The sequence below is a fragment of the Xanthomonas sp. NCPPB 3582 genome (genome assembly GCF_041475735.2).
GTDB classification, from domain to species: domain Bacteria; phylum Pseudomonadota; class Gammaproteobacteria; order Xanthomonadales; family Xanthomonadaceae; genus Xanthomonas; species Xanthomonas codiaei.
In genome coordinates, this window is sequence record NZ_CM192968.1 from 1,312,674 (window position 1) to 1,335,940 (window position 23,267).

At 67.0% G+C, this 23,267-nt stretch carries 17 protein-coding genes and 1 pseudogene; 10 read left to right on the forward strand and 8 right to left on the reverse strand.

The window, feature by feature from the left end; translation table 11 throughout:
- Positions 1–50 precede the first annotated feature (50 nt).
- From rluD to ACCQ05_RS05565, 5 genes are all read left to right on the forward strand, one after another.
- Positions 51–1,046 (forward strand): 23S rRNA pseudouridine(1911/1915/1917) synthase RluD, encoded by a 996-nt coding sequence (gene rluD / locus ACCQ05_RS05545; protein WP_228962720.1) that lies wholly within the window; start codon positions 51–53, stop codon positions 1,044–1,046.
- A 1-nt stretch (position 1,047) separates the two neighbouring features.
- Entirely contained in the window at positions 1,048–1,863 is an 816-nt protein-coding gene (pgeF, locus tag ACCQ05_RS05550; protein ID WP_372393165.1) for a peptidoglycan editing factor PgeF, read from the forward strand.
- On the forward strand, positions 1,848–2,390 hold the full coding sequence (locus tag ACCQ05_RS05555) for a DUF4166 domain-containing protein (protein ID WP_372393166.1): 543 nt from the start codon (positions 1,848–1,850) through the stop codon (positions 2,388–2,390). Before pgeF ends, ACCQ05_RS05555 begins: the two co-directional genes overlap by 16 nt.
- Entirely contained in the window at positions 2,377–2,811 is a 435-nt protein-coding gene (locus ACCQ05_RS05560) for a thiol-disulfide oxidoreductase DCC family protein (protein ID WP_228962723.1), read from the forward strand. The genes ACCQ05_RS05555 and ACCQ05_RS05560 overlap by 14 nt, the downstream gene beginning before the upstream one ends.
- Before the next feature lie 378 nt (positions 2,812–3,189).
- Positions 3,190–4,161, forward strand: coding sequence for an IS110 family RNA-guided transposase (locus tag ACCQ05_RS05565; protein ID WP_104544391.1), 972 nt, complete (start codon positions 3,190–3,192; stop codon positions 4,159–4,161).
- Between the two features lie 40 nt (positions 4,162–4,201).
- Here ACCQ05_RS05565 and ACCQ05_RS05570 read toward each other — a convergent pair whose 3' ends face one another.
- The 6 genes from ACCQ05_RS05570 to ACCQ05_RS05595 all read right to left on the reverse strand — a co-directional run bounded on the left by ACCQ05_RS05570 (position 4,202) and on the right by ACCQ05_RS05595 (position 16,283).
- Positions 4,202–6,070 (reverse strand): methyl-accepting chemotaxis protein, encoded by a 1,869-nt coding sequence (locus ACCQ05_RS05570; RefSeq protein WP_372393167.1) that lies wholly within the window; start codon positions 6,068–6,070, stop codon positions 4,202–4,204.
- Between the two features lie 517 nt (positions 6,071–6,587).
- Positions 6,588–9,023 carry a membrane-bound PQQ-dependent dehydrogenase, glucose/quinate/shikimate family gene (locus ACCQ05_RS05575; RefSeq protein WP_372393947.1) on the reverse strand — a complete coding sequence of 812 codons (2,436 nt, stop codon included), beginning with the start codon at positions 9,021–9,023 and terminating at the stop codon, positions 6,588–6,590.
- 538 nt (positions 9,024–9,561) lie between these two features.
- Positions 9,562–10,929: an alpha,alpha-trehalose-phosphate synthase (UDP-forming) gene (gene otsA, locus ACCQ05_RS05580; protein WP_104539111.1), complete on the reverse strand. Its 1,368-nt coding sequence runs from the start codon at positions 10,927–10,929 to the stop codon at positions 9,562–9,564.
- Positions 10,926–12,704: a glycoside hydrolase family 15 protein gene (locus ACCQ05_RS05585; protein ID WP_372393168.1), complete on the reverse strand. Its 1,779-nt coding sequence runs from the start codon at positions 12,702–12,704 to the stop codon at positions 10,926–10,928. The genes otsA and ACCQ05_RS05585 overlap by 4 nt, the downstream gene beginning before the upstream one ends.
- Before the next feature lie 46 nt (positions 12,705–12,750).
- Positions 12,751–13,509 carry a trehalose-phosphatase gene (gene otsB, locus ACCQ05_RS05590; protein ID WP_372393169.1) on the reverse strand — a complete coding sequence of 253 codons (759 nt, stop codon included), beginning with the start codon at positions 13,507–13,509 and terminating at the stop codon, positions 12,751–12,753.
- A gap of 338 nt (positions 13,510–13,847) precedes the next feature.
- Positions 13,848–16,283: a TonB-dependent receptor plug domain-containing protein gene (locus tag ACCQ05_RS05595; RefSeq protein WP_372393170.1), complete on the reverse strand. Its 2,436-nt coding sequence runs from the start codon at positions 16,281–16,283 to the stop codon at positions 13,848–13,850.
- Positions 16,284–16,492: 209 nt separating this feature from the next.
- Here ACCQ05_RS05595 and ACCQ05_RS05600 point away from each other — a divergent pair, with 209 nt between their 5' ends.
- The 5 genes and pseudogenes from ACCQ05_RS05600 to ACCQ05_RS05620 all read left to right on the forward strand — a co-directional run bounded on the left by ACCQ05_RS05600 (position 16,493) and on the right by ACCQ05_RS05620 (position 21,832).
- Positions 16,493–16,966, forward strand: coding sequence for a DUF3574 domain-containing protein (locus tag ACCQ05_RS05600; RefSeq protein ID WP_372393171.1), 474 nt, complete (start codon positions 16,493–16,495; stop codon positions 16,964–16,966).
- Positions 16,933–17,856, forward strand: a complete 924-nt coding sequence (locus ACCQ05_RS05605; RefSeq protein ID WP_372393172.1) for an XAC2610-related protein — start codon at positions 16,933–16,935, stop codon at positions 17,854–17,856. The genes ACCQ05_RS05600 and ACCQ05_RS05605 overlap by 34 nt, the downstream gene beginning before the upstream one ends.
- Before the next feature lie 135 nt (positions 17,857–17,991).
- A complete protein-coding gene (locus tag ACCQ05_RS05610) occupies positions 17,992–19,593 on the forward strand; it encodes a hypothetical protein (RefSeq protein WP_228962731.1) in 1,602 nt (533 codons plus the stop codon).
- A pseudogene (locus tag ACCQ05_RS05615) lies at positions 19,590–20,755 on the forward strand (lysozyme inhibitor LprI family protein). Before ACCQ05_RS05610 ends, ACCQ05_RS05615 begins: the two are co-directional and overlap by 4 nt.
- A 261-nt stretch (positions 20,756–21,016) precedes the next feature.
- Positions 21,017–21,832 (forward strand): DUF3014 domain-containing protein, encoded by an 816-nt coding sequence (locus ACCQ05_RS05620; RefSeq protein WP_228962733.1) that lies wholly within the window; start codon positions 21,017–21,019, stop codon positions 21,830–21,832.
- 216 nt (positions 21,833–22,048) lie between these two features.
- Here the strand turns inward: ACCQ05_RS05620 and ACCQ05_RS05625 are convergent, their stop codons facing one another.
- Entirely contained in the window at positions 22,049–22,756 is a 708-nt protein-coding gene (locus tag ACCQ05_RS05625) for a glutathione S-transferase (protein WP_372393173.1), read from the reverse strand.
- Between the two features lie 46 nt (positions 22,757–22,802).
- A complete protein-coding gene (locus tag ACCQ05_RS05630) occupies positions 22,803–23,111 on the reverse strand; it encodes a GIY-YIG nuclease family protein (RefSeq protein WP_104539118.1) in 309 nt (102 codons plus the stop codon).
- Positions 23,112–23,267 lie beyond the last annotated feature (156 nt).

Sequence of the window (23,267 nt, forward strand, 5' to 3'; positions counted from 1 at the left end):
CCTGCCGCCCGGACCCTCAAATTCCCGTTTTTGCCCGAGTACCCGTGTCCATGTCCGACCCTTCTGCCGACCCCGCCGACCCGTCCATCCGTCAGGCCATCGTGCCCGACAGCGCCGCGGGGCGGCGTTTCGACGCGGTGCTGGCCGAGTTGTTCCCCGAATTCTCGCGCTCGCGGCTGGCCGAATGGATCAAGTCCGGCGATGCGCTGCTGGACGGCGACATGGCGCGTCCACGCGACACGGTGCGCGGCGGCGAGAGCGTACAGCTGCAGGTGGTGCTGGAAACCCAGACCCATGCCGCGCCGCAGGACATCCCGCTGAACGTGTTGTACGAAGACGAGCAGGTGCTGGTGATCGACAAGCCGGCCGGCCTGGTGGTGCATCCGGGCGCGGGCAATCCGGACGGCACCCTGGTCAACGCGCTGCTGTTCCGCGACCCGGCGCTGTCGGCAGTGCCGCGCGCCGGCGTGGTGCATCGCCTGGACAAGGACACCAGCGGCGTGATGGTCGTGGCGCGCACCGTGCAGGCGCAGACCGCGCTGGTGGAGCAACTGTCCGCGCGCGACGTGCATCGCCAGTATCTGGCGGTGGTGGTCGGGGCGCTGGTGTCCGGCGGCACCGCCAATGCGCCGATTGATCGCCACCCGCGCGATCGCCTGAAGATGGCGGTGCGCGACGATGGCCGCGATGCGGTCACCCATTACCGTCTGCGCGAGCGTTTCCGCGCGCATACCGCGCTGGAATGCCGGCTGGAAACCGGACGCACCCACCAGATCCGCGTGCACATGGCGCACCTGAAATCGCCCATCGTCGGCGACCCGCTGTATGGCGGCGCACTCAAGTTGCCCAAGGGCGCCACCGACGCGCTGGTGCATGAGCTGCGCACCTTCAAACGCCAGGCGCTGCACGCCGAGACGCTGGAATTCCTGCATCCGGTCAGTGGCGAGCCGGTGCGCGCCAGCGCGCCGGTGCCGGCCGATCTGCAGCGGCTGATGAGCGCGCTGCGCGAGGACAGCGCACGCGCGGCCGAATTGGCGCGTCGCTGAGGTGAGCGTGTCCGCCCCGTTCATTCTGCCTGCCCACTGGCCGGCGCCGCCGCGCATCCGCGCGCTGACCACCCTGCGGCATGGCCTGGGCGTGTCGCAGGCGCCGTTCGATACGCTCAATCTCGGCAACCGCAACAGCCCGGAAGGCGATACGCCGGAGCGGGTGGAGCGCAATCGCGCATTGCTGGTCGATGCGCTGGCCTTGCCCGGCCCGCCGCAGTGGCTGCGGCAGGTGCATGGGGTGGATGTCGTACGGCTGGAGGCGCTGTCGGCAGGCGCCGGCGCACAGGTGGACGCTGCCGGCGATGGTGTGCCGGGCGCGCATGAGCCTACCGCCGACGCTGCCGTGACCGACGTGCCGGGCCGGGTGCTGGCGATCCTCACCGCCGATTGCCTGCCGGTCGTGCTCGCTGCGGTCGATGGCCGCGAGATCGCGGCCGCACATGCCGGTTGGCGCGGCCTGGCCGATGGCGTGCTGGAGCGCAGCGTGGCGGCGATGCAGACACCGGCGCCGCAGCTGATGGCCTGGCTGGGCCCGGCCGCAGGACCGCAGGCCTATGAGATCGGCCAGGACGTCTTCGACGCCTTCGTCGACGAGGACGCACAGGCGCAGCACGCATTCGTCGCCACGCGAGCGGGGCATTGGCGCGTGGATCTGTACGCATTGGCGCGGCTGCGCCTGCAGCGTGCCGGTCTGCGGGCCGATGCGATCCACGGTGGCGGCCTGTGCACCATTTCCGACCCGGCGCGCTTTTTCTCGCATCGCCGCGACCGCCGCAGCGGACGCATGGCCACCCTGGCATGGATCGCGCCCTGAGCACGCCGTTGTTCGCGCAGGTGCTGGGACAGCAGGCGTTCGCGCAATTGCCGGCGCCGGTGCGCGCGCTGCATTCGGTACAGCAGCGGCAGACCTTTGCCGGGCAGGCGCAGATCCGGCGCGGCCGGCATGTGCTGGTGCCCTTGCTTGCGCTACTGAGCCGGCTGCCGCGCAGCGGCACGGTGGCGGTGGAAGTGGAGTTCCTGGTCAATGCGCAGGGCGAGCGCTGGCACCGGCGCTTTGCCGGTCTGCCGATGCATTCGCGGCTGTGGCGCGATGGAGCTGCCTTGCGCGAACACCTGGGCGCGGTACGGTTCGAGTTTGCGCTGCGTGCCGATGCCCAGTCCCTGTACTGGCAGGCCACCCGCGTGTGGGCGTTCGGCTGGATTCCGCTGCCTACGCGTTGGTTCGAACAGGTGCGTTGCCGCGAGCATGCCGATGCCGGCCGCTACGGATTTCTGGTCGACGTGCACCTGCCGCTGGTGGGGCCGTTCATTCGCTACGAGGGCTGGCTTGAACCGCGCTGATAGCTCGACTGCCGCTTCGCGTACCGCGCCGGCCACCATCGTGTTCGATGGGGTGTGCCTGCTGTGCAATGGCTGGGTCAAGTTCCTGCTGCGCCACGATCGACGCGGGCGCTATCGCTTTGCCGCGATGCAGGGCCAGGCCGGGCGTGCGCTGTTGCAGCAGCATGGGCTGGACCCGGACGATCCGTTGTCGTTCCTGCTGGTGGACCACGGCGGCGCATGGACCGACAGCGATGCCATCGTGCGCGTGCTGTCGGGTCTGGGCGGCTGGTGGCGACTGGCGGCCGTATTGCGCGTGATACCGCGTGGCCTGCGCGATATCGGCTATCGCCTGATCGCACGCAATCGGTATCGCTGGTTCGGACGCAGCGACCACTGCATGCTGCCCACCCCCGAGCAACACGCGCGGTTTCTGGACTGACGCACGGCGGCGTGGATGAGGCAGTTTCTATGCTGACGTCGGGCCGGCGCGATCGGGCACACCGATGCGCTGTTCGCAAGAGCGCGCCTGAGCGCGACTGGCATGATCGGTAACGCACCGTCGCGCCCTGGTGCGCTCCTTGTATCTGGACATGGCCGCATAACAGCGTTATGTCTTCCGACTGATCATCGGAGCAGATGCAAGAAGCCCATGCGCTCCTTAAGCCTCGAGCTTGTATCGTAGATCGGCTCTGCATCTGCAACTGCTGGCCCTCGGTGTCCGGACGGTATCAAGAGTCCGCCACAGGCGTGAACTCGCATCACAAGGCAGGACCTGGACCAGCGCTGATCGTCGTCCATCTGATTTCAGGAGGTTTCCATGTCCCCCATCGTGGGCATCGACGTCGCCAAACACAGCGTGGATCTGGCCATCGAGCTGGCCAATGGCAAGCACCGCACCAAGGCCAAGCTCGCCAACGATCCCAAGGGATTTGCTGCCCTGCACGCGTGGCTGCGCACCCACGCGCAGCCGGATAGCTGGGTGGTGATGGAGGCCACCGGCAGCTATCACGAAGCGCTTGCCGAGTTCCTGCACGAGTGCGGCTATCGGGTGTGCGTGCTTAATCCGGCGCAGGTGGCACTGTATGCGCGCAGCCAGTTGCGGCGGGTCAAGACCGACCGCAGCGATGCGAAGCTGATCGCCAGTTACGGGCTGCGCCATCGCGACCAGCTGCGCGCCTGGCAGCCCGATCCACCGGCCCTGAAGACGCTCAAGGCGCTGGTGCGTCGCCGCGATGACCTGCTGGAGATGCTGCTGATGGAGCGCAACCGGCTGGAGGTTGCCCCCGCAGACGTGCAACCCTCGATCCAGGGGCTGATCGCGCATCTACAAGCTCGGATCAACGAGATCCAGCAGGCCATCGACGATCACATCGACCAAGACCCGGACCTGCGTCAGCAGCGTCATCTGCTGACCAGTATCAACGGGATCGGCGACATCAGCGCTGCGCTGCTGTTGGCCGAGCTGGGCCCGGTAAGCCGCTTCGCCGACGCGGGCGCGGTGACGGCCTTCGCCGGCCTGAACCCGCGCCTGCACGAATCAGGCAGGTATCAGGGCAAGGTCTGCATCTCCCGCACCGGCTCGGCGCGGCTGCGCGCCGGACTGTACATGCCAGCCCTGGTCGCCATACGTCATAACCCGGTGATCACCGCGCTCAAACAGCGTCTGCATGCACGCGGCAAACACGGCAAGCAGATCGTCTGCGCCGCCATGCGCAAGCTGCTGCATCTGGTCTATGGCGTCCTCAAATCGGGCACCGCATTTGACCCACAGAAAGCCCTTGCCAGGTGAGGGGCAAGACGGTATCTACGAATCGCAGGATTTGCCGGGCTTACGCTGCGTTGTGGAAGCTGGCGCGCACGACAGTGGAGGTGCTGGGGTGGACGTCGGACTGCAGGCGGAAGATCGACACCGCATCGGCCAGTTCCACCGCCTGTTCTTCCAGGCTGCGTGCGGCGGCGGTGGCTTCTTCCACCAGCGCGGCATTGCGCTGGGTGACTTCGTCCAGCTGCGCCACGGTGCGGTTGACCTGTTCGATGCCGCTGGATTGCTCGGCGCTGGCCGCGGTGATCTCGCTCATGATGTCGGTGACATGCTTCACCGAGCCGACGATCTCGCGCATGGTCGCGCCGGCGCGGTGCACCAGGCCCGAGCCCAGTTCCACCTTGTCGGTGGAGTCGGCGATCAGCGTCTTGATCTCCTTGGCGGCATCGGCCGAGCGACGCGCCAGTGCGCGCACTTCCGAGGCCACCACCGCAAAACCACGGCCCTGCTCGCCGGCGCGCGCCGCTTCCACTGCGGCGTTGAGCGCCAGGATGTTGGTCTGGAACGCGATGCCGTCGATGACGCCGATGATCTCGCCGATCTTGCGCGAGGAGGTGCTGATCTGGCCCATGGTGGCAACCACATCGTCCATCACCTGGCCGCCGTTCTGGGCGACTTCGCCGGTGCCGACCACCAGGCGGTTGGCCTGCAGCGCGCTTTCTGCGTTCTGCTTCACGGTGGAGGTGAGTTCCTCCATGGAGCTGGCGGTTTCTTCCAGGTTGGCCGCCTGTTGTTCGGTGCGCTCGGATAGGTCGGTGTTGCCGGCGGCGATTTCCACCGCGGCCTGGCGAATGGTGCCCGATGCGGCCTGGATGCCGCCGATGATTTCGGTCAGGCGGGCCACGGTCTGGTTGGTGTCCTCGCGCAGTCGCGCGAAGATGCCGTGCGCATCGCCGTCCACGCGCTGGGTGAGATCGCCTTCGGCCAGCGCGCCGATCACCCGCGCCAGTGCGGCCAGATGGGTTTCCACCGAGTCGTAGATGCGGTTGATGCCCTGGGCCAGCGACAGCAGCACGCCGTCCATGCCTTCGAGCTGCATGCGGCGGCTGAAATCGCCGGCCGAGGCGGCGTCGATGATCTGGATCAGCGCCTGCTCGGCGTTGACCTGGGCGGTGACATCCACCCACTGTGCAATGGTGCCCAGCTTGGTGCCGTCGGCGGCAATGATCGGGCTGTAGACGAAGTCGATCTGGCGGCCGAAGAACGGCGCGCGCACCGCCTTGGAAGCGTTCAAGGCGCGCATGCGGTCGATCGCGGCCTGGCTGTCGGGATAGATGTCGCCGATGCTGCCGCCGACGAAGCCTTCGGCGTGGAAGCCGGGGCGGAAGCTCTGCACGTCCGGCTCGATCAGCTTGAGCATCGCCAGCAACTTGCGGTTGGCGAACAGCACCTGGCCGTCGTCGTCGGCGATGCGGATCATGGTGTCCAGATCGTCGAGCGCCTTGATCACGAACTGGCCGTGGCGCAGGCCCTGTTCCATCACATCGAGGCGGATGGCGAGCTTGTCCTGGGTGTCCTGCAACGCGTGCAGCAGCGGTGCGAGTTCGCCGGCCGCGGTGCGCAGGTCCAGGCGCTGGAAGCGGCCTTGGCCGATCGCGGTGACTGCAGACAGCGCCTGCTGCAGCTGTGCGCTGCTGCGCCGACGCGTCCACCAGCAGAGGCCGGCGCTGGCTGCGCCCAGCACCAGCAGCGCGGGAAACAAGCTGGCCAAGGCGCCGGCGACACCGCCGGGCATCCGCGTGGCGGCATAGACCGTCAGCAAGGCCAGCAGCCCGATCTGTGCGGCGGCGGGCAGCCATGCAGTCCAGGCGCTACGCGCAACGTTTGCGCCCGGCGATGGGCGGGAAACGGGGGCGACATCGTGTGAAGGCGACATAGGCTGAGTCCAACTGGTGTTCTGGAAGGGAGATCGGCGAGCGGCAGGAGGTGGGCTGCAATGGGGTATCGGCGGCCGAGGCCGAATCATGATGGTGTGAATGCACCGTTTGTCGGAACGTGACGGAGACGCAGGTAAAAAACCGATGTAGTTGATTTGGAAGCGGTTTCAGTAGGCGCCGTGGCGTGTCGGCCGCGCCTGCAGTCATTCAATGGCCGCAGCTGAATGTGAATTTCATGTGATGAAAGGCGGCGCGTGGCCGCCATGCAGATCAAACCGCAGAGCATCGATCTGCTCCTGGCAGCGGGCGGCATGGTTATCCAGGCAGCGGCCATGACGGTGCTCGGGCCCGCTTGCGCCAGCAGCGCGTTGCGCGGGGTGCGGCTCACTGGGCATTGGTGGCGGTGCTGCCGGTCTGCCATGCCTCGCCCAGCAATCCCCTGTGCTGCAGGCACAAAAAAACCGGCCGTCTCGCGACGACCGGTTTCATCGATCACTCTACAGCCAGGCGGCTGGATTATTTCGCCGGCGTCGCCTGTGCATCGTCCGGCAGCGTCCATGCGATCACGCTGTCGCCCGACTTGGTTTCCATGCGGTCGTGTCCACCCACCGCGGCCACGATGTATTGCTTGCCGTCGATGGTGTAGCTCATCGGTGCGGCCTGCGGACCGGCCGGCACGCGGGTTTCCCAGACCTGCTTGCCGGTGCGGGTGTCGAAGCCGCGCATGAAGTCGTCCAGGGTCGCGCCGATGAAGGTCACGCCGCCGGCGGTGGCCAGCGAGCCGCTGTTATTGGGCGTACCGATCTCGAACTTGGTCTTGGACGGGATGCCCATCGGGCCCTGGTCGTAGCCGGTCCCCAGCGGACGGCGCCACAGCACCTGCTGGGTGCGCAGATCCACGCCGGCGATATAGCCCCACGGCGGGGCGACGCACGGGGTGTTGAGCGGCGACATCCACGGCTCCTTGCGGGCGCCGTAGGCCAGACCCTTCTGCGCCATGTAGCCGGGGGTCTTGCTCTTGCCTTCGAACACCGACACCACGCCCAGCTCGTTCATCTTTTCGCGGGTAAAGACCTGCAAGGTGTACGGCAGGCGATTGCTGTTCATCACCATGATGCCGCGCTGCAGATCCACCGAGACGCCGCCCCAGTTGACGCCGCCATGGTTGCCGGTGAAGGCCAGCGAGCCCTGCAGAGTGGGGGGAGTGAACATGCCTTCGTAACGCAACTGCTTGAACTGGATACGGCAGGCCAGTTGGTCGAACGGGGTCATGCCCCAGGCATCGGATTCGACGATGGTTTCGACGTCGTGGCTGGGCGCGCCCACGGTATTGGGCATGCCCGGCGAGACCGGCTGGGTGGCGGCGGTCCAGTCGCCATGATCGGTGCCCTGCGGCACCGGGATCTGCTTGACCGGCATCAGCGGCGCGCCGGTGGCACGGTCGAGCACGAACACCTGGCCGGACTTGGTGGCCTGGATCACGGCAGGACGGGTACCGCCGCCGGCCACCGGCCAATCGACCAGGTTCGGCTGCGGGCCGATGTCGTAGTCCCACAGATCGTGGTTGACGGTGCGGAAGTGCCAGCGTTCCTTGCCGGTGGCCGCGTCCACGGCTACCAGCGAGGCGGTGTACTCCTCGTCCTGCGGGGTGCGGCCCTTGCCGAAGAAGTCGCCGGAGGCATTGCCGGTGGGCAGATAGACCAGGCCCAGCTCATCGTCGGCGGCCATCAGCGACCACACGTTCGGGGTGGAGCGGGTATAGGTCTGCCCGGCCGGGGGTTCGGCGGTGATCGCCGGGTTGCCCAGGTCCCAGGCCCAGCGCAGCTGGCCGGTGAGGGCATCGAAGCCACGCACCACGCCGGACGGCGCATCGCCTTCCTGGCCGTCGCGCACCTGGCCGGTGGGCTGGATCACCACGCCGCGCATCACCACCGGCGGCGAGGTCGGGCCGACGAAGCCCGGCTTGGTGTTGCCGGTGCCGGCATTGAGGTCCACGTAGCCGTTGTTGCCGAAGCTGGTGCACAGCTTGCCGGTCTGCGCATCCAGTGCGCCCAGGCGGCCATCGACCATTGGCCAGAAGATCCGCGTCGGGCACTCGGCGGTGCCTTGCGGTGCCTGGTAGTACGACACGCCACGGCAGGTGGTCGCGGCCACGCCGGCCATTGCCTTGGGGTTGGTCTGCGGGTCGAAGCGCCAGCGCTCCTTGCCGTTGGCCGCTTCCACCGCGATCACCTTCTGGGTGGGCGTGCAGATGTACAGCAGGTCGCCGACCTTGAGCGGGGTGTTCTGGAAGGCGTAGCCCAGCTTGGAGCCGGCCGGCTTCAGGTCCCCGGTGTGGAATTCCCAGGCGATCTTCAGGTTCTTCACGTTGTCCGGGGTGATCTGCGCGCCCGGGGTGTAGTGATTGGACAGGTTGGAGCCGGCATAGGCGGTCCAGTTGCTGGCGTCGTGGTTGGCGGCCACGTTGCCGTCCGGGCTGGGCACGGTGGCGCGGCTGAAGGCGGCGGGGTTGTCAGCCTGCCTGGACGCATCGGCCAGTTCGACGTTGCGTGGCACGAACAGCGGCCACAGGATCAGTGCTGCGCCCAGCACCGGCAGCACGCCGGTGACCACCACATAGCCTGCACCGGACAGCGGCTGCATGCGCCGACGCGCCACGCCCCAGAACGGCAGCAGCACCAGGCCCAGCACCGAGATCCAGGCCAGACGCGGGACCAGGCCCCAGCCATCCAGGCCCACTTCCCACAGTGCCCAGGCAATGGTGGCGGCCAGCGTGGCGCCGAACAGCCACAGGCCCGCGCGCTTGCCCGCCGCCAGCAGCACGCCCGCCAGCAGCAGCGCGATACCTGCCAGCAGGTAGTACCAGGAACCACCGACGGCCACCAGGCGCCCGCCTTCGTAGGCGAGCACCGCACCGAGCACGGCGATCACCACGGCATAGGCCACCAGCAACCAGGCGCCTAGCCCACGTTTTGAGGATTGATCAGTCATTTTGAGATGTCAGGAAGGACTTGGGCCGCAGCGGGCGACAAGTCGTGGAGGGAGAAAGGTCGCTCGGTGGCAAAGACTGCCGGCAACCTGGACATGAACGCGCAGCCCCTCCCAGGGTCCTTCAGCACTAATCATCGCGGCATTTTAGACCCTTGCTCCTGTCGCGTCCGTGACGGAATAGGAACCAGCGTTCCAACCTGTGAGCATGGAACGCTGAAATTGTTCAAATTCAGAGGGAATGTGAGTCTGCGGTGGATGCCCGTGGGTTCGGGCGGCATTCGCATGTGGCGGCGAATGCATGATTCTGGGGTAGCTCTATTTCGCTATTGACTCAAACGATGAAGCGGGAATTTTGGGATTTGAAAATCGGGATCTGTAGACGCTGAGATCTTTCATGCTTACATGCACACGTACCCTCATCCGCCCTTCGGGCACCTTCTCCCGGCGGGAGAAGGATGCATTGCCCGATCGCGGTGCGTCTGGGCGCGCCGAGCCTGGCTCAGACCTCGGCCAGTGCCTGTAGGTAGCGTTGGCGCCAGTGACCGATGTTGTTCTTGCGCAAGTGGTCCATCATCCCGTGCCAGCGCTCGATGCGGCTTGCCAGCGGCATGCTCGCCGCGGTTGCGATCGCATCGGCCACGCCGTCCAGATCGTGCGGGTTGACCAGCAGCGCTTCCTTCATTTCGTCGGCCGCGCCGGCCAGCAGCGACAACACCAGAACGCCCGGATTTTCGGGGTCCTGCGCAGCAACGAACTCCTTGGCCACCAGGTTCATGCCGTCGCGCAGCGGCGTCACCAGGCCCACCGATGCGGCACGATAGAAGCCGGTCAACGTGGCGTGGCTGAAGTTCTGGTTGACGTAGCGCAGCGGCGTCCAGTCCGGCTCGGCATGCCCGCCGTTGATATGGCCGGCGATCTGCTCCAGCTGACCGCGCAACTGGCGGTATTCGGTGACATCGCCGCGCGAGACCGGCGCGATCTGCAGATACGTGAGGCTGCCGGATTGATCCGGATAGCGCTCCAGGTAGCGCTCGAAGCCCAGGAAGCGTTCGGGCAGGCCCTTGGAATAATCCAGCCGATCCACACCGATGGCGAGCTGGCGCCCACGCAGGCTCTCGCGCAGGTCGCGCACCGATTGCTTGCCGACCGAGGCCTTGGCTTGGTTGGCAATCAGGTCGGTATCGATGCCGATGGGAAACGCCGCCGCAGTGAAGCGACGCCCGCCGGGGCCTTCGACCAGATCGCCGTCCAGCACGCGCCCGCCGCCGAACAGGCGCACGTAGGCCTTGAAGCGCTCGGCATCGCGCTGTGTCTGGAAGCCGACCAGGTCGTAGGCATAGAAGGTGCTGAACAGGCGCGCGTGATCGGGCATCGCCTGCACCAGATCCGCCGATGGCATCGGAACATGCAGGAAAAAGCCCATCTTGCAGCCCACGCCCAGCTCGCGCAGCATCGCCCCGAGCGGGATCATGTGGTAGTCGTGGATCCACAAGGTGTCGCTGTCCTTCAGCAGCGGCGCCAGTTTCTCGGCGAACAGCCGGTTGACGCGCATGTAGCCTTCGCGGGTGGCGCGGTCGTAATCGACCAGGTCCAGCCGGAAGTGCAGCAGCGGCCACAGCGTGCGGTTGGCGAAGCCGTTGTAGTACGAATCGATGTCGCGCTTGTTGAGGTCCATGGTGACGAAGGTGATGTCGCCTTCGCTCTGCTCGTGCATGCCGCCGCTGTCGCCGCGCACGGTCTTGCCGCTCCAGCCGAACCACATGCCGCCACGCTCCTTGAGCGCGGCCAGCAACCCCACCGCCAGGCCGCCGGCCCGGGTTTCGCCCGGGACCGCGACGCGATTGGATACCACCACCAAACGACTCATGACGCCTCCTGCCAGCTCCGCGACAAGCGCATCGCTGCGATGATCAAACCGACGTGCGAATAGGTCTGCGGGAAATTGCCCCAGGCTTCGCCGTCTTCGAACGATAGGTCTTCGGACAGCAAGCCCAGGTGATTGCGGCGCGAGAGAATACGCTCGAACAATTCACGCGCCTCGTCCTTGCGGCCGATCGCCGCCAGCGCATCGATGTACCAGAACGTGCAGATGGTGAAGCTGGTTTCCGGCTCGCCGAAGTCGTCCGGTGCGATGTAGCGGTACAGCGCATCGCCATGCTTGAGCACGCGGCCCACCGCTTCGACCGTGCGCACGAAGCGGCTGTCGTCGTTGGCGACGATGCCGATATCGGCCAGCAACAACAGCGAGGCATCCAGGCGATGGCCGCCGAGCGTGTCGGTGAAATGGCCGTGCTCTTCGCTCCAGGCCTCGCCCAGGACGCGCTCGCGGATGCTGTCGGCGCGCTGGCGCCAGTACGCGCTGCGTTCGGGCAAGACCAGGCGGTCGGCGATCTTGCACAAGCGGTCGCAGGCCGCCCAGCACATCGCCGCGGTGTAGGTATGCACCTCGGCGCGGCCGCGGAACTCCCATAGGCCGGCATCGGGCACGTTGTGCAGCGCGTAGGCGCGCTCGCCCAGCGGCTCCAGGCGGCGGAAGGTATCCGCATCGCCCTGATCCTTCAGGCGCAGGTCGAAGAACAGCTGCGTGGAGGCCAGCACCACGCTGCCATAGACATCGTGCTGCTGCTGGATCCAGGCCAGGTTGCCGCGGCGTACCGGGCCCATGCCGCGATACCCGGCCATCGTTTCGACTTCGTGTTCTTCCAGCTGCGATTCGAAGCCGATGCCGTACAGCGGCTGCATGGTGCCGTCGGTGGTGGCGATGTTGAAGATGTAGCCGATGAACTGCTCCATCGTGCGGGTGGCGCCCAGGCGATTGAGCGCGCGCACCACGAAGGCGGCATCGCGCAGCCAGCAATAGCGGTAATCCCAGTTGCGCGGGGTGTTGGGCGCTTCCGGAATCGAGGTGGTCATTGCGGCGATGATGGCGCCGCTGTCCTCGTACTGGCACAGCTTGAGCGTGATCGCGCTGCGGATCACCGCCTCCTGCCAGTCCAGCGGAATGGACAGATAGCGCACCCACTCGCGCCAGTATTCTTCGGTGCGTTCCTGCGCTTCCTGCACGTAGCCGGTGAGCGAGCGGGTCAGCGATTCGTCCACGCCCAGCACCAGGCTGACCGGGTGGCTGAGTACGAACGGCAATCCGTCGCGCACGAAGCGCACCGGCACGTCGGTGGTCAGGCGCAGGGTGAATTCCGGCAGCACCCAGCGGATATGGTTGCTGCCCCAGGTGGTCTCGGGCGTGCGGCCACCCCAGTCGGCCAGCGGGCGCGCGCGCACGATGATGCGCGGGTTGCCGGCCAGGGGGCGGATCTGGCGGATGATGCTCACCGGCCGATAGAAGCGGCCGTTATTGCGCCAGCGCGGTGCGAAATCGATCACCTCGATTTCGCCACCCTTGCTGTCGCGCAGCACCGTGCGCAGCACGGCGGTATTGGGCAGATAGTGCTGCTCGCTGCTTTCGAAATCCTCCAGTTCCACGGCGAAGTCGCCGCCCTCGGTCTTGGGCGACAGCAGCGTGCAGAAGGCCGGGTCGCCATCGAAGGCGGGCAGGCAACTCCACACCACGCGTGCCTGCCGATCCACCAATGCGCCGAAGCTGCAATTGCCGATGACGCCCAGGTCCAGGTTTGGCTCGGTCATGAAGTCCCAACACTCCTAATGCAATGACAAGGGAAAAAGTGGGCGCTCAGGCGCCGTGCGCGTTCTGCTGCAGCCACGCGTGGACGGCGGCAGTACCCGGCACGCGATAGCGCGCGCTGGTCTGGGCACGGTCGCCGACCAGCACGCTCCAGCCGCCGAGCCGGTTGGCGGCCTCGAAGCCGAATTCGTCGGTGAGGTCGTCGCCCACGAACACCGGCGTGCGACCGGCGAAGGCGCCTTGCTGCATCAGTTGTTCCACCGCCAGGCCCTTGTTGCTGCCTTCGGGCACGAACTCCACGACATGATCGCCCGGCTGCAGGCGATAACCGGAGAGCCGGGCGATTTCATCCTGCGCGAAGGCGAGCACGTCGGGCCCGGCCAGCGGCTGCGCGCGCCAGTGCAGTGCCACGCTGACGCCCTTGTCTTCGACCAGCACCCCGGGATGCCGGTGGGTGAGCGCAGCGGCGCGTCGATGCAGGCCATGCAGCCACTCGGACGTGTCCTGCGGCATCGCTGCGCGCGCGGCTGTGTCGGTGCGCAGCTCGTGGCCGTGCAGGCCGGCGGCCGGGAGGATCAGGGGATGGAACAGGGCATCGAGCTGCGCCAGCGGCCGCCCGCTGACCAGGGCGATGGCGCCATCCAGGCGCGCGCTGAGGCGGCCGATGGCCGTACGCACCTCAGGCAGGAGCCGCACCGCTTCGGGGCTGTCGGCAAAATCGATCAGGGTGCCGTCCACGTCCAGGAACAATGCGCAGGCATCGTCCAGCAATGGCGGCGACGGGAGGGGGGGATGCACGTCTGCCATCGCGGCAGTGTGCGCAAGGCGGTGTGAGATTCAGGTTATGGAACGGCGGGGATTGGGGAGTCGGGATTGGGGATTCGTGCAAAGCAGGGCGCGCCATTCCCGATCCCGAACCGCCTTTGATGGAGTGCGCCATGGCCCTGCCAGTCAGTCCGCTACTGCCTTGAGCACCGGGTATGCATGGCAGGGCCACGCCTGCCAATCTCGAATCTCCAATGCCAACGAGTGCCGATTGCCTGGACGATGTCATCGTGCGGGCGAGGCGAATCTGGATTGGGGGATTGGGGATTCGTGGCAATGCTGCTCTTGCCAATCCCAAATCCCGAATCCCCAATCCCGGCTCAAAACGTATACCGCACCCGCCCATACCAGTACGCGCCGTTGCTGCCGATGGGCGACAGCACGTCGTAGGGCAGGTTGCCGAAGTAGGCGATGTCGTCGATTGAGCGGTCCGAATAGTTGTCCAGGATGTTCTGCCCGCCGATGGCCAGCGTCCATTGCGTGCCCAGGTGATATTCGGCTTCCAGGTCCAGTTGCCATTCCGCGCCATAGGTCTGGCGCGGCACGAAGCCACCGCCGAAGTCGAACACGCGGGTGGCGCTGCCGTAACGGTTGACGCGCGTCTGCAGGTTCCAGCGTTGGTTGCTCCAGTTGGCGGCAAGCGCGGCGCGGGTGCGCGGCGCGGCATCGGTGAGCGTATTGCTTTCTTCCACGCCGAACAGCGCATAGTCCGGGTTCAACGCCAGCACCTGCGCCGGGGTGGCGATGATGTTTTCCAGTTCGGTCTTGGCGTAGCTGTAGGTGCCGGTGAGCAGCAGGTCGCCGCCGAAAGCGTATTGACGCCAGTTGGCCACCAGCTCGGCGCCGCGCGTGCGGGTGTCGGCGGCATTGAGGAAGTAGCTGGCGCTCTGCACGCCGGTCACGCCGAAGTTCTGCTGCACGAAGCTGGTCAACGCATCGCCGGTGATGTCTTCGGACAACGCGATGCGGTCGTCGATGTCGATCTGGAAGAAATCCAGCGACAGGTCGAAATGGTCGCTCAGCTGGCTGGTGAAGCCCAGGCTGTAATTGAGCGATTTTTCCGGCTTCAGGTCGGTGGCGCCCAGCGCACGGGCGATCGGGTTGTTGACCGACAGCAGGCGGCCCTGGGTCAGCCGGCCGGCGGCGTCGTAGCCGGTGGAGGTGGCTTCGTAACCGATCTGGCTGAGCGAGGGCGCACGCACGTTGTTGGAGATGGCGCCACGCAGCGCGAACGCCGGGGCGAACGCGTAGCGCGCGGCCAGCTTGCCGGTCCACTGGCTGCCGAAGTCCTGGTAATGCTCGTAGCGGCCGGCCAGGTCGGTGGAGAGCTTGTCGCCGAACTGGCTGGAGACATTGGCATAGGCGCTGGCCACGTTGCGCGACAGGTCGGCCTCGTCCTGCGGGGTGAGGCCGCCGCCGGCCTGCGAGCCGGTGGGGCGGTCGGTGAACGGGCCGGCGGCGTAGCTGGCCGGGTCGCCGGCGTGGGTGCGGTACTGCTCGCGGCGGAATTCGGCACCGGTGCCGAAGGTGTGGGTGGCGCCGGCCGCATCGAACACGCGGGTCAGGTCGACATTGCCCACGGTCTGCGCGAAGGCGAAATCGCCGGTCTTGAAGCGCGTGGTACTGGTCGGCCCCAGCGAGGCGTTGAGCGAATTGCGCAGCCGGTAGGTGAAGTCGTTGCGGCCATAGTTGACGCTGGCATCGTAATCCCAGCTGCCCCATTGCCCGCGCGCGCCGGCGACCGCCTGCAGATCGCGGTTCTCACCTTCGGAAATCGGCCGGTAGCCGTTGGGATAGAGCTCGCGCCAGTTGGCGCTGCTGTCCGGGTAGCGGAAATAGTTGGCGCCTTGGGTATCGCGCTGGTTGTAGGTGGCGAAGGCGTAGAACTCGCCGCTGTCGCTGAAAGGCACCTTGGTGTTGAGCCAGGCGTTCAAGCCCTTGGTGGCGCCATCGCCGAGCACGTAATTGCGCCGGCCGGCCAGCGCCAGATTGGCCGGGGTCTGCTCCTCGAACGGCGGAATCTGGTCCAAGCCGGCACGATTGGTGGCCTCGCGATTCTTCAGCTCCAGGCCGACCTTGAAGAAGCCGCCGTCATCGCCCAGCAGCGAGCCGACCTTGGCGCTGGCGTAGCTGGTCTGGCCATCGGTGACGCGGCGGCCGATCGGTTCCACATCGGTGTTGTAGGCGCCGAAGCTGGCTTCCAGTTCGCCGCGCTCGGGGTTGTCGTCCAGGATCACGTTGATGACGCCGGCGATCGCGTCGGAGCCGTACTGCGCGCCGGCACCGTCGCGCAGCACTTCGATGCGCTTGATGGCGTTGATCGGGATGGAGTTGAAATCCACCGGCGTGGTGCCCTTGCCGATCTTGCTGTCGGTATTGACCAGCGCCGAGGTGTGGCGGCGCTTGCCGTTGACCAGCACCAGCACCTGGTCGGGCGAGAGCCCGCGTAGCTGGGCGGCGCGGATATGGTCGGCGCCGCCGGAGTTGGACTGGCGTGGGAAGTTGAACGAGGGCAGCAGGGCCTGCAGTGCGCTGCCCAGCTCGCCATTGACCACGCCCGCCTTGCGGATGTCTTCGGCGGTGAGCACGTCCACCGGCACGGTCGATTCCAGCACGGTGCGATCGCTGGCACGGGTGCCGGTGACGATCACGGTGTCCAGGGTGGTGGCGCCGGTATCGGCTTGCTGGGCCTGCGCGCTGGCGCTCAACACCGTGGCCACGGCCAGGCCGATCACCGAAAGGGTGGGGCGGGTCATGCTGTTTCTCCTGCACTGCGACTTCGAGGCGCCACTCGCTCGGCATCCGGCCGGGCTGGGCGCTGGGGGCGGATTGTCCACATTCATCCGGATGGAGAGATATTATCGCGTTGTTCAGGCCTGTGCGAGATGCCACAGTGCGCGCATGGCGGCATCAGCTGATGCCCGGGCCGCATGAGCCTGCCCCCGAACCTGTTGTGGAGAAGTCGATGAAGTCGTTGCCGTCCTGCCTGTTTGCCGTCGTGCTGGCCCTGAGCGCCTGCGCGACCACGCCCGCCGGCGCACCGGCCTCCACCACCGCCAGCCTGCAGGGCGATGCGGCGCGGCCGGCCGCAGCGCAGGGTTGGGTGCGCAGCGAGCTGTACTTCGGTGTAGGCGAGGAAACCGGCCCGGCCGACCGCCCGCAGACCCGCACCATCGGCGAGGCGCAGTGGCGCGCATTCCTGGACAAGGAAGTGACCCCGCGCTTCCCGGACGGGCTGACCGTGTTCGATGCCTATGGCCAGTGGCTGTTCCGCGGCGCCAAGGAGCCGAACCGGCTGGGCACCAAGGTGCTGGTGATCCTGCACGAGGACACCCCGCAGCGGCGCAACGACATCGAGGCGATCCGGCTGGCCTGGAAACAGGCTACCGGTCACCAGTCGGTGCTGTGGTCGCGGCAGCCGGTGGAGGTGTCGTTCTGAGCCTGTCGATACGCGTGCTAATTCGGCACTGGCTGCCGAGGTGTCTTGGCGCTGCGCTGCGCATGGCCTTGGGTGCCGCGCTCGGCATGCAGGGGGATGTCGCGGCAGCGGCAGACGGCCCTGTGCGCGTCGCGATCGACGCGAACACGCACGCAATCGCCGACCTCATCGGCGCGCGCCTGCATGTGGTGCTTTCGCCCGGTGGCAGCGAGCAATGGCTGGACGCGGATGTGGATGATGGTGAGGGCGGGGGACGTGTCCGCAGCGACGATTACAACTTCGACGGGCACCGCGATCTGGCGGTGACCGCGATGCTGGGTCAGGTCAATGAAGCGACGCTCGTGTTCCTGTTCGACCCGACGCAACGGCGCTTCCAGCCGTTGACCGCGCCTGCGCGCCCGGCAGTGCAATGCGAGGGCTTCTGGAATCTGACCCCGGAGCCGCAGCAGCGCAGCCTGAGCAGTTCCTGTCGCAGCGGCCCGATGTGGTACGCCGATGTCTATCGCTACGGCCCCGATGGGCGCTTGTATGTATACACGACCCAGCAGCGCATCGAGTCGCCCGCCATCCAGGAGCTGCTGGGCCCGGGTAGCGAGGATGGCATGCCGTTCTCGGTGTGGCCGCGCTTCGATGCGCACGGTGCGGTGATCGACACGGCCATCGGGCAGAGCCTGGACGCGCCCAGGCCGGCCACGTTCCAGGTGCAGGTGCCGCGGCTGCCGTTGTATGCCACGGCCACGGCGGCCACCACGCGGCGTTATGTGATCGAGGGCGATCGCCTGCAGGCGCTGGACGTGAGCGCGGACCAGTCGCGGGTGCGGGTGCGTTATCGCAGTGCCAGCCACGCGATGATCGAGGGCTGGATCCGCGCCGACGAGGCGATGCGGTAAGGCAACGCTGGCCGGTCGCTGCGGCAGGCGCCCGGCGCCAGCGTGGCCGCGGCGGCATGCCCTGATCCACCGCGGCGCTGTCGCGGCCGGGAGGCAGCGGCTACCATCGGCCGACCCCCACGCTCCCTGGTTCTCATGTCGGTTCCCTCTTCGCGTCCTGCGGCAGCGCCGCGCTGGTTCGTCGCCGGCGACCTCAATGGCTTCTTCGGCCTGGTGGTCGACAATCTCTCCATCCTGGGCTTCATTGCGATGGCGCTGGTGGGCATCTTCCAGTTTCCCGCCGAGGTGGTGTTCGGGCGCATGTTCCCCGGTACCGCGTTCGGGGTGCTGGTGGGCAACCTGCTGTACACCTTGATGGCGCGGCGGCTGGCTGCCCGCAGCGGGCGCGACGACGTCACCGCCATGCCGCTGGGGCTGGATGCGCCCACCAGCATCGGCATGGCGCTGCTGGTGCTGGGCCCGGCGTTTGCCGGCTTCAAGGCACAGGGGCTGGACCCGCAGGCGGCGGCGATCGCCACCTGGAAGCTCGGCATGGCCGCACTGGTGGTGATGGGCCTGCTCAAGCTGGTGCTGTCGTTCGTGGGCGAGGCGGTGACCCGCGCGCTGCCGCGTGCGGCGCTGCTCGGCTCCATCGCCGGCATCGCGCTGGTGCTGATGGGCCTGCTGCCGCTGCTGGAAACGCTGCGCTCGCCGGTGGCGGGCTTCGTCACCTTGGGCCTGTTGCTGTACGTGCTGCTGGCCAAGGGCCGCTTGCCGACCAAGCTGCCGGGCGTGCTGGTGGCCTTCGTGATCGGCACCGCGCTGTATTACGGGCTTGGCCTGGCCGGGCTGGGCGCGCCGGGCTTCACCGTGCCGGCGTGGACGGCGCCGCAGATCGTGCTGCCGCTGCCGAACCTGGGCTTCATCGATGGATTGCCGGCCACGGTGGCGTATCTGCCGTTGCTGCTGCCGTTCGGCCTGTTGATGGTGGTGGGCGGCATCAACGTCAGCGAAAGCGCGCGCGCGGCCGGCGACGATTACCGCACCCGCGACATCCTGCTGGTGGAAGCCTTCGCCACATTGGTGGCCGGGGTCTGCGGCGGCGTGGCACAGACCACGCCCTACATCGGACAGCCCGCGTACAAGCACATGGGGGCGCGCTCGGGCTACACCTTGCTGACGGGGCTGTTCGTCGGCATCGGCGGCATGCTGGGCATCATCAGCGGGCTGGTGCAGTGGCTGCCGCTGGCGGTGCTGGCGCCGATCATCGTGTATGTGTCCATCGACATCACCACCCAGGCGTTCCAGGCCACGCCCCGGCAGCATGCCGGTGCCATGGTGCTGGGGTTCCTGCCATCGGTGGCGTACCTGCTGACCATCAAGGCGCCGGGCTGGATGGCGCAGGATCAACTGGTGGCGCTGACCACGCAGGTGGACGGCCATGGCCTGCCGGAACTGGCGGTGATCTTCGCGCTGGGCAACGGCTTCATCATCACCGCGATGCTGTGGATCGCCACGGTGGCGGCAATGATCGATGGCCGCCTGCGACGCGGCGCGGTATTCCTGCTGGTCGCCGCCGGGTTGACCCTGTTCGGGCTGATCCACTCGGTGGACCCGCGCGGCGGCATCTATCTGCCCTGGTCGCTGCAGGGGCTGGCGCGGGTGATCAGCTGGCAGTTCGTCGGCGCCTACGTCGCGCTGGCAGTGACCTTGTTGCTACTGTCGCTGCTGCCGGCGCGCAAGCAGGCTGTGCAATGACGCGCCGGTCCTGCGCGCTGCAATGGTTGCTTGGCGCTGCGTTGGCACTGGGTGCCAGCGGCGCGTGGGCAGCGTCGTTCGACTGCAAACGGGCGAGCACGCCGGTAGAAGAACGCCTGTGTGCGGTGCCTGCGCTTGGCCTGCTGGACGAGCAGCTGGACGAGCGTTACCAGGAGCTGGTGCTGACCACGCCGCGCACCGCGGTGGCCGGCGTGCGCGAGCAGCAACGCGCCTGGCTGCGGCAGCGCAATGCCTGCGCGCAGCCAGGCCGGACGACTGCCTGCAACGCAGCCTCACCACCAGGGCCGATGTGCTGGCCAAGGCCCTCGCTGCCCAGCAACAGGTGCTGGACCGCAGCATCGCCAGCATTCCCGCCAGGCCTGCAGAGGCGGCGCGCCAACTGCAGGCGTACGACGCTCCACTGGCCTCGGCGTGGCTGGCATATCTGCATCGGTTCGTGCCGGCCGCCGGCGTGGATGCCGCGCTGGCGACCGCGCGCTTCGAGCGCGCGCGCAAGGCCTTGCGCAAAGTCGACGAGTTTGCCGCCTCGATGCTGGACGATGCCGGAGCAGGCCCTGATGCGCAGAATCCGGAGAAGGTGCTCACGCTGCTGCGCATGTGGATCGAGCGCGATGGCAGTGGCAACCGGCCCTACGTGCATTGTTTTGTCTTCGCGGCGGTGGGTGAGCCGGCGTACGTGGCATTCGGGCCGTTGTACGGCTCCACGCGCGATTCGTTCGCCCCGGTCTGCGAGGCGCCGGGCGGGCTGTTCGCGTTGCCCAGCTGGAAGCAGCTGGACGAAGGCTTCGATTCCTTGATCGAAGCCCTGAGCAAGGACGCCGGCACCATCCGCTATGCCAGCTACGCCGAGTGGAGCGTGATTGCGTTGCGTGCATCGGTGTCGCCGCTGCTGTATCTGCAACCGGCCTTGCGCAAGCGCTACGGAGATGACCCGGACAAGGCGATTGCCGCCTGGAGTGGCGAAGACAGCGAGTGGCCGGCCGCAGATCGCAAGGCGGTGCGCGCGCTGTTGCCGAAGGTGCGTGCAGATACCGCCGCCTGGCTGGTGCGCGAGAAGCGCTTGCCGGAACACCAGGCCCAGCAGGCGGCGGCTGCGATCGTGGCGGCATGGGTGAATGCGCGACTGAACTTCGCCGGTTGACGGCACGGCGAATGGCGCGTGGTGCTTCGCAACGTGCGCCATTGCTTCGGATTGCGCGGTAGAGCGTGGGTTGGGGTGCTTGCCTGAGGGCGCGCGCGTTCGGAGGGAGCGCCCCTGCGGAATTGGCCAGACGTTTTCGGCGCTCATGCGCATCGCGTCGCCATGCACGCGCGATGAATGCCGCTGCGGCGGCAGATCGATGGAACCCTTGCAACATCTGATGGTCATATCCTGGATGTTGTCGATGCAAGGAGTTCCATGATGCAAACCAAGCCGTCGCGCTGGCCGTGGCTGTTGGCCGTACCATTGATTGCCGGCGCCGCCTGGTGGCTGTTCAGCGGGCCACGCCAGACATCGGGTGCGCTGCCAGCACCCATCAGCCAGACCGCCAGCGCGGTGGCTGCTGCGGTCACTCCATCGCCTGCCACTCCCGCTGCGCCGCGGCATCCGGTGCAGGCGCCATCGGCCGATGCCGCCGATGCGGCAATTCCCGCATTGGCGCAGAGCGATGACGCCGCATGGCAGGCGCTGCTGGATCTGGTGCCCGACGATGCGGCGCTGTCGCTCGTGTTGCGGCCACACCTGATCGAGCGTGTGGTGGTGATGATCGACAACCTCACCCAGCCCAGCATCAGCCGCCGCGCCTCGGTGCTGCAGCCGGTCTCGGGCGAACTGCTGGTGAGCACCGCTGCCGATCGCACGGTCATCGATCACGCCAATGCCAGCCGCTACACACCGTATGTCGCCGCATTCGCCGGCGTGGATGCACAGGCGCTGGTGCGCAGCTATGTGCGCTTCTATCCGTTGTTTCAGCAGGCCTACGCCAACCTGGGCGCACCGGACCGTTATTTCAACGACCGCGTGGTGGACGTGATCGACCACCTGTTGCGCACACCGGACCCGGCGCAGCCGGTTGCGGTGGTGCGCGACGAGCGTGGCCGTTATCGCTTCGCGGACCCGGCGCTGGAAGGATTGTCGGTCGGGCAGAAGGCCATCGTACGATTGGGTCCGGAGCAAGCGCGTGCGGTGAAGGCGCAGCTGCAGCGCATTCGTGCGGCCTTGTTGCAGACGCGTTGATCCCATGTCTGGCGTGGACCGGACCTGCGCACCTGTGGTCATGCAGTCGCGTCGGTGGTGGTGCGTGGCATCGGCCGTTGCGTCTGTTGGCATGCACAGCCCGCCGGATCATCCAGGACCATGCGATTGGCGTGAGCGCCAGTTACGAGGCATCGCACCGTCAGCCATTCCGGCAGGCGGTGCACCGGCCAACATTGCCGAATGCAGTTCCAAGACCTACGCAGCATCAAGCTCCGGATAGTGGCGGAAGATGCCGTTGGTGTTGAACGCCACGCGCCGTTCGGAGGCGAGGTAGGCGGCAATGCGTGGGCGCGTTGCTACGCGCTGCTGCACGGTGCGCAGACCCGGGATATCCTTCGCCAAGGTCGCCATCCGCTGCGGGAACATGTAGTCCAGCCCGCCGAGCAGTTGAAACAGCGACAGATCCACGTACGAGTGCACGTCCAATGCGGATGTCCCGCCGGCCTGCTGTACCACCTGTTCGAAATAGCCGAGGAACTTGGGCAGGCGATTGTTGCGCAGATCCCCGGCACGCTTGGCGGCTTCGGCCTTCTGGTCTTCGTAATACAGGCCGGTGGCGATCGGATGATGGGTGTCGTGCACCTCGGCCACCAGGTCGGCGATGGTCATCTGCAATTGAAGCGCCTGCAGGCGCTGCGCGTCGTCGTCGGGGACCAGCTGCAGTGCCGTACCCAGAAAATGCAGGATCGCTGCCACCTGCGCCACCACGACTTCGCCTGCCCGCAGAAAGGGCGGGGCGAACGGCTGCGCGCCCGGCTGCTTGCCTTCCAAGAAGGGGGGCATGACCTCGTCGCCCTCCACGCGCGCCACGTCGGTATAGGCGGCGCCGGCATCTTCCAGGGCCAGACGGACGAATTCGCCGCGGCCCTGCAGGCCGGTCCAGTAATAGAGCTGGTAATGCATGCGCTGCTCCGCGGTTGCATGGCATTGCAGCGTAGGAAAGGCGTGGCTAGCCGGGCGTGATCGAGGTGTCAGCAGGCTGTGACCCGGCGATGCCCTGCGGCTGCGTCAACAGCCAATCCAGCTTGCGTGCGCGTGGCTGCCGCTTGAGTGCGCACTCGGCGCGCGAGGCGCTGGCACGGTCCGGATACCGGTGGCTGGCCAGCAATTGCAACGGCGGATTGGCGCGCGTGTAACGCGCACCGGTGCCACGCACATGCGCCTGGAAGCGCCGCTCCAGGTCGTTGGTGATCCCGGCGTAATAGCTGCCATTGCGACACAGCAGCAGATAGAGATACCAGGGCTTGGGTGCATCCATCGGCGCATTATCGCCGGTCGGTGGCAGACGCGCAGCGATCGCGGCAGTGCTGGCCCGGCGGCACCTGCAATCCACCCCGCACTGCCTGGGGAATAAGCACCCAAACATTGGTTATTTGACGCTCGCAGCGCTGGCAAACAGCATGCCGGAGCGCCA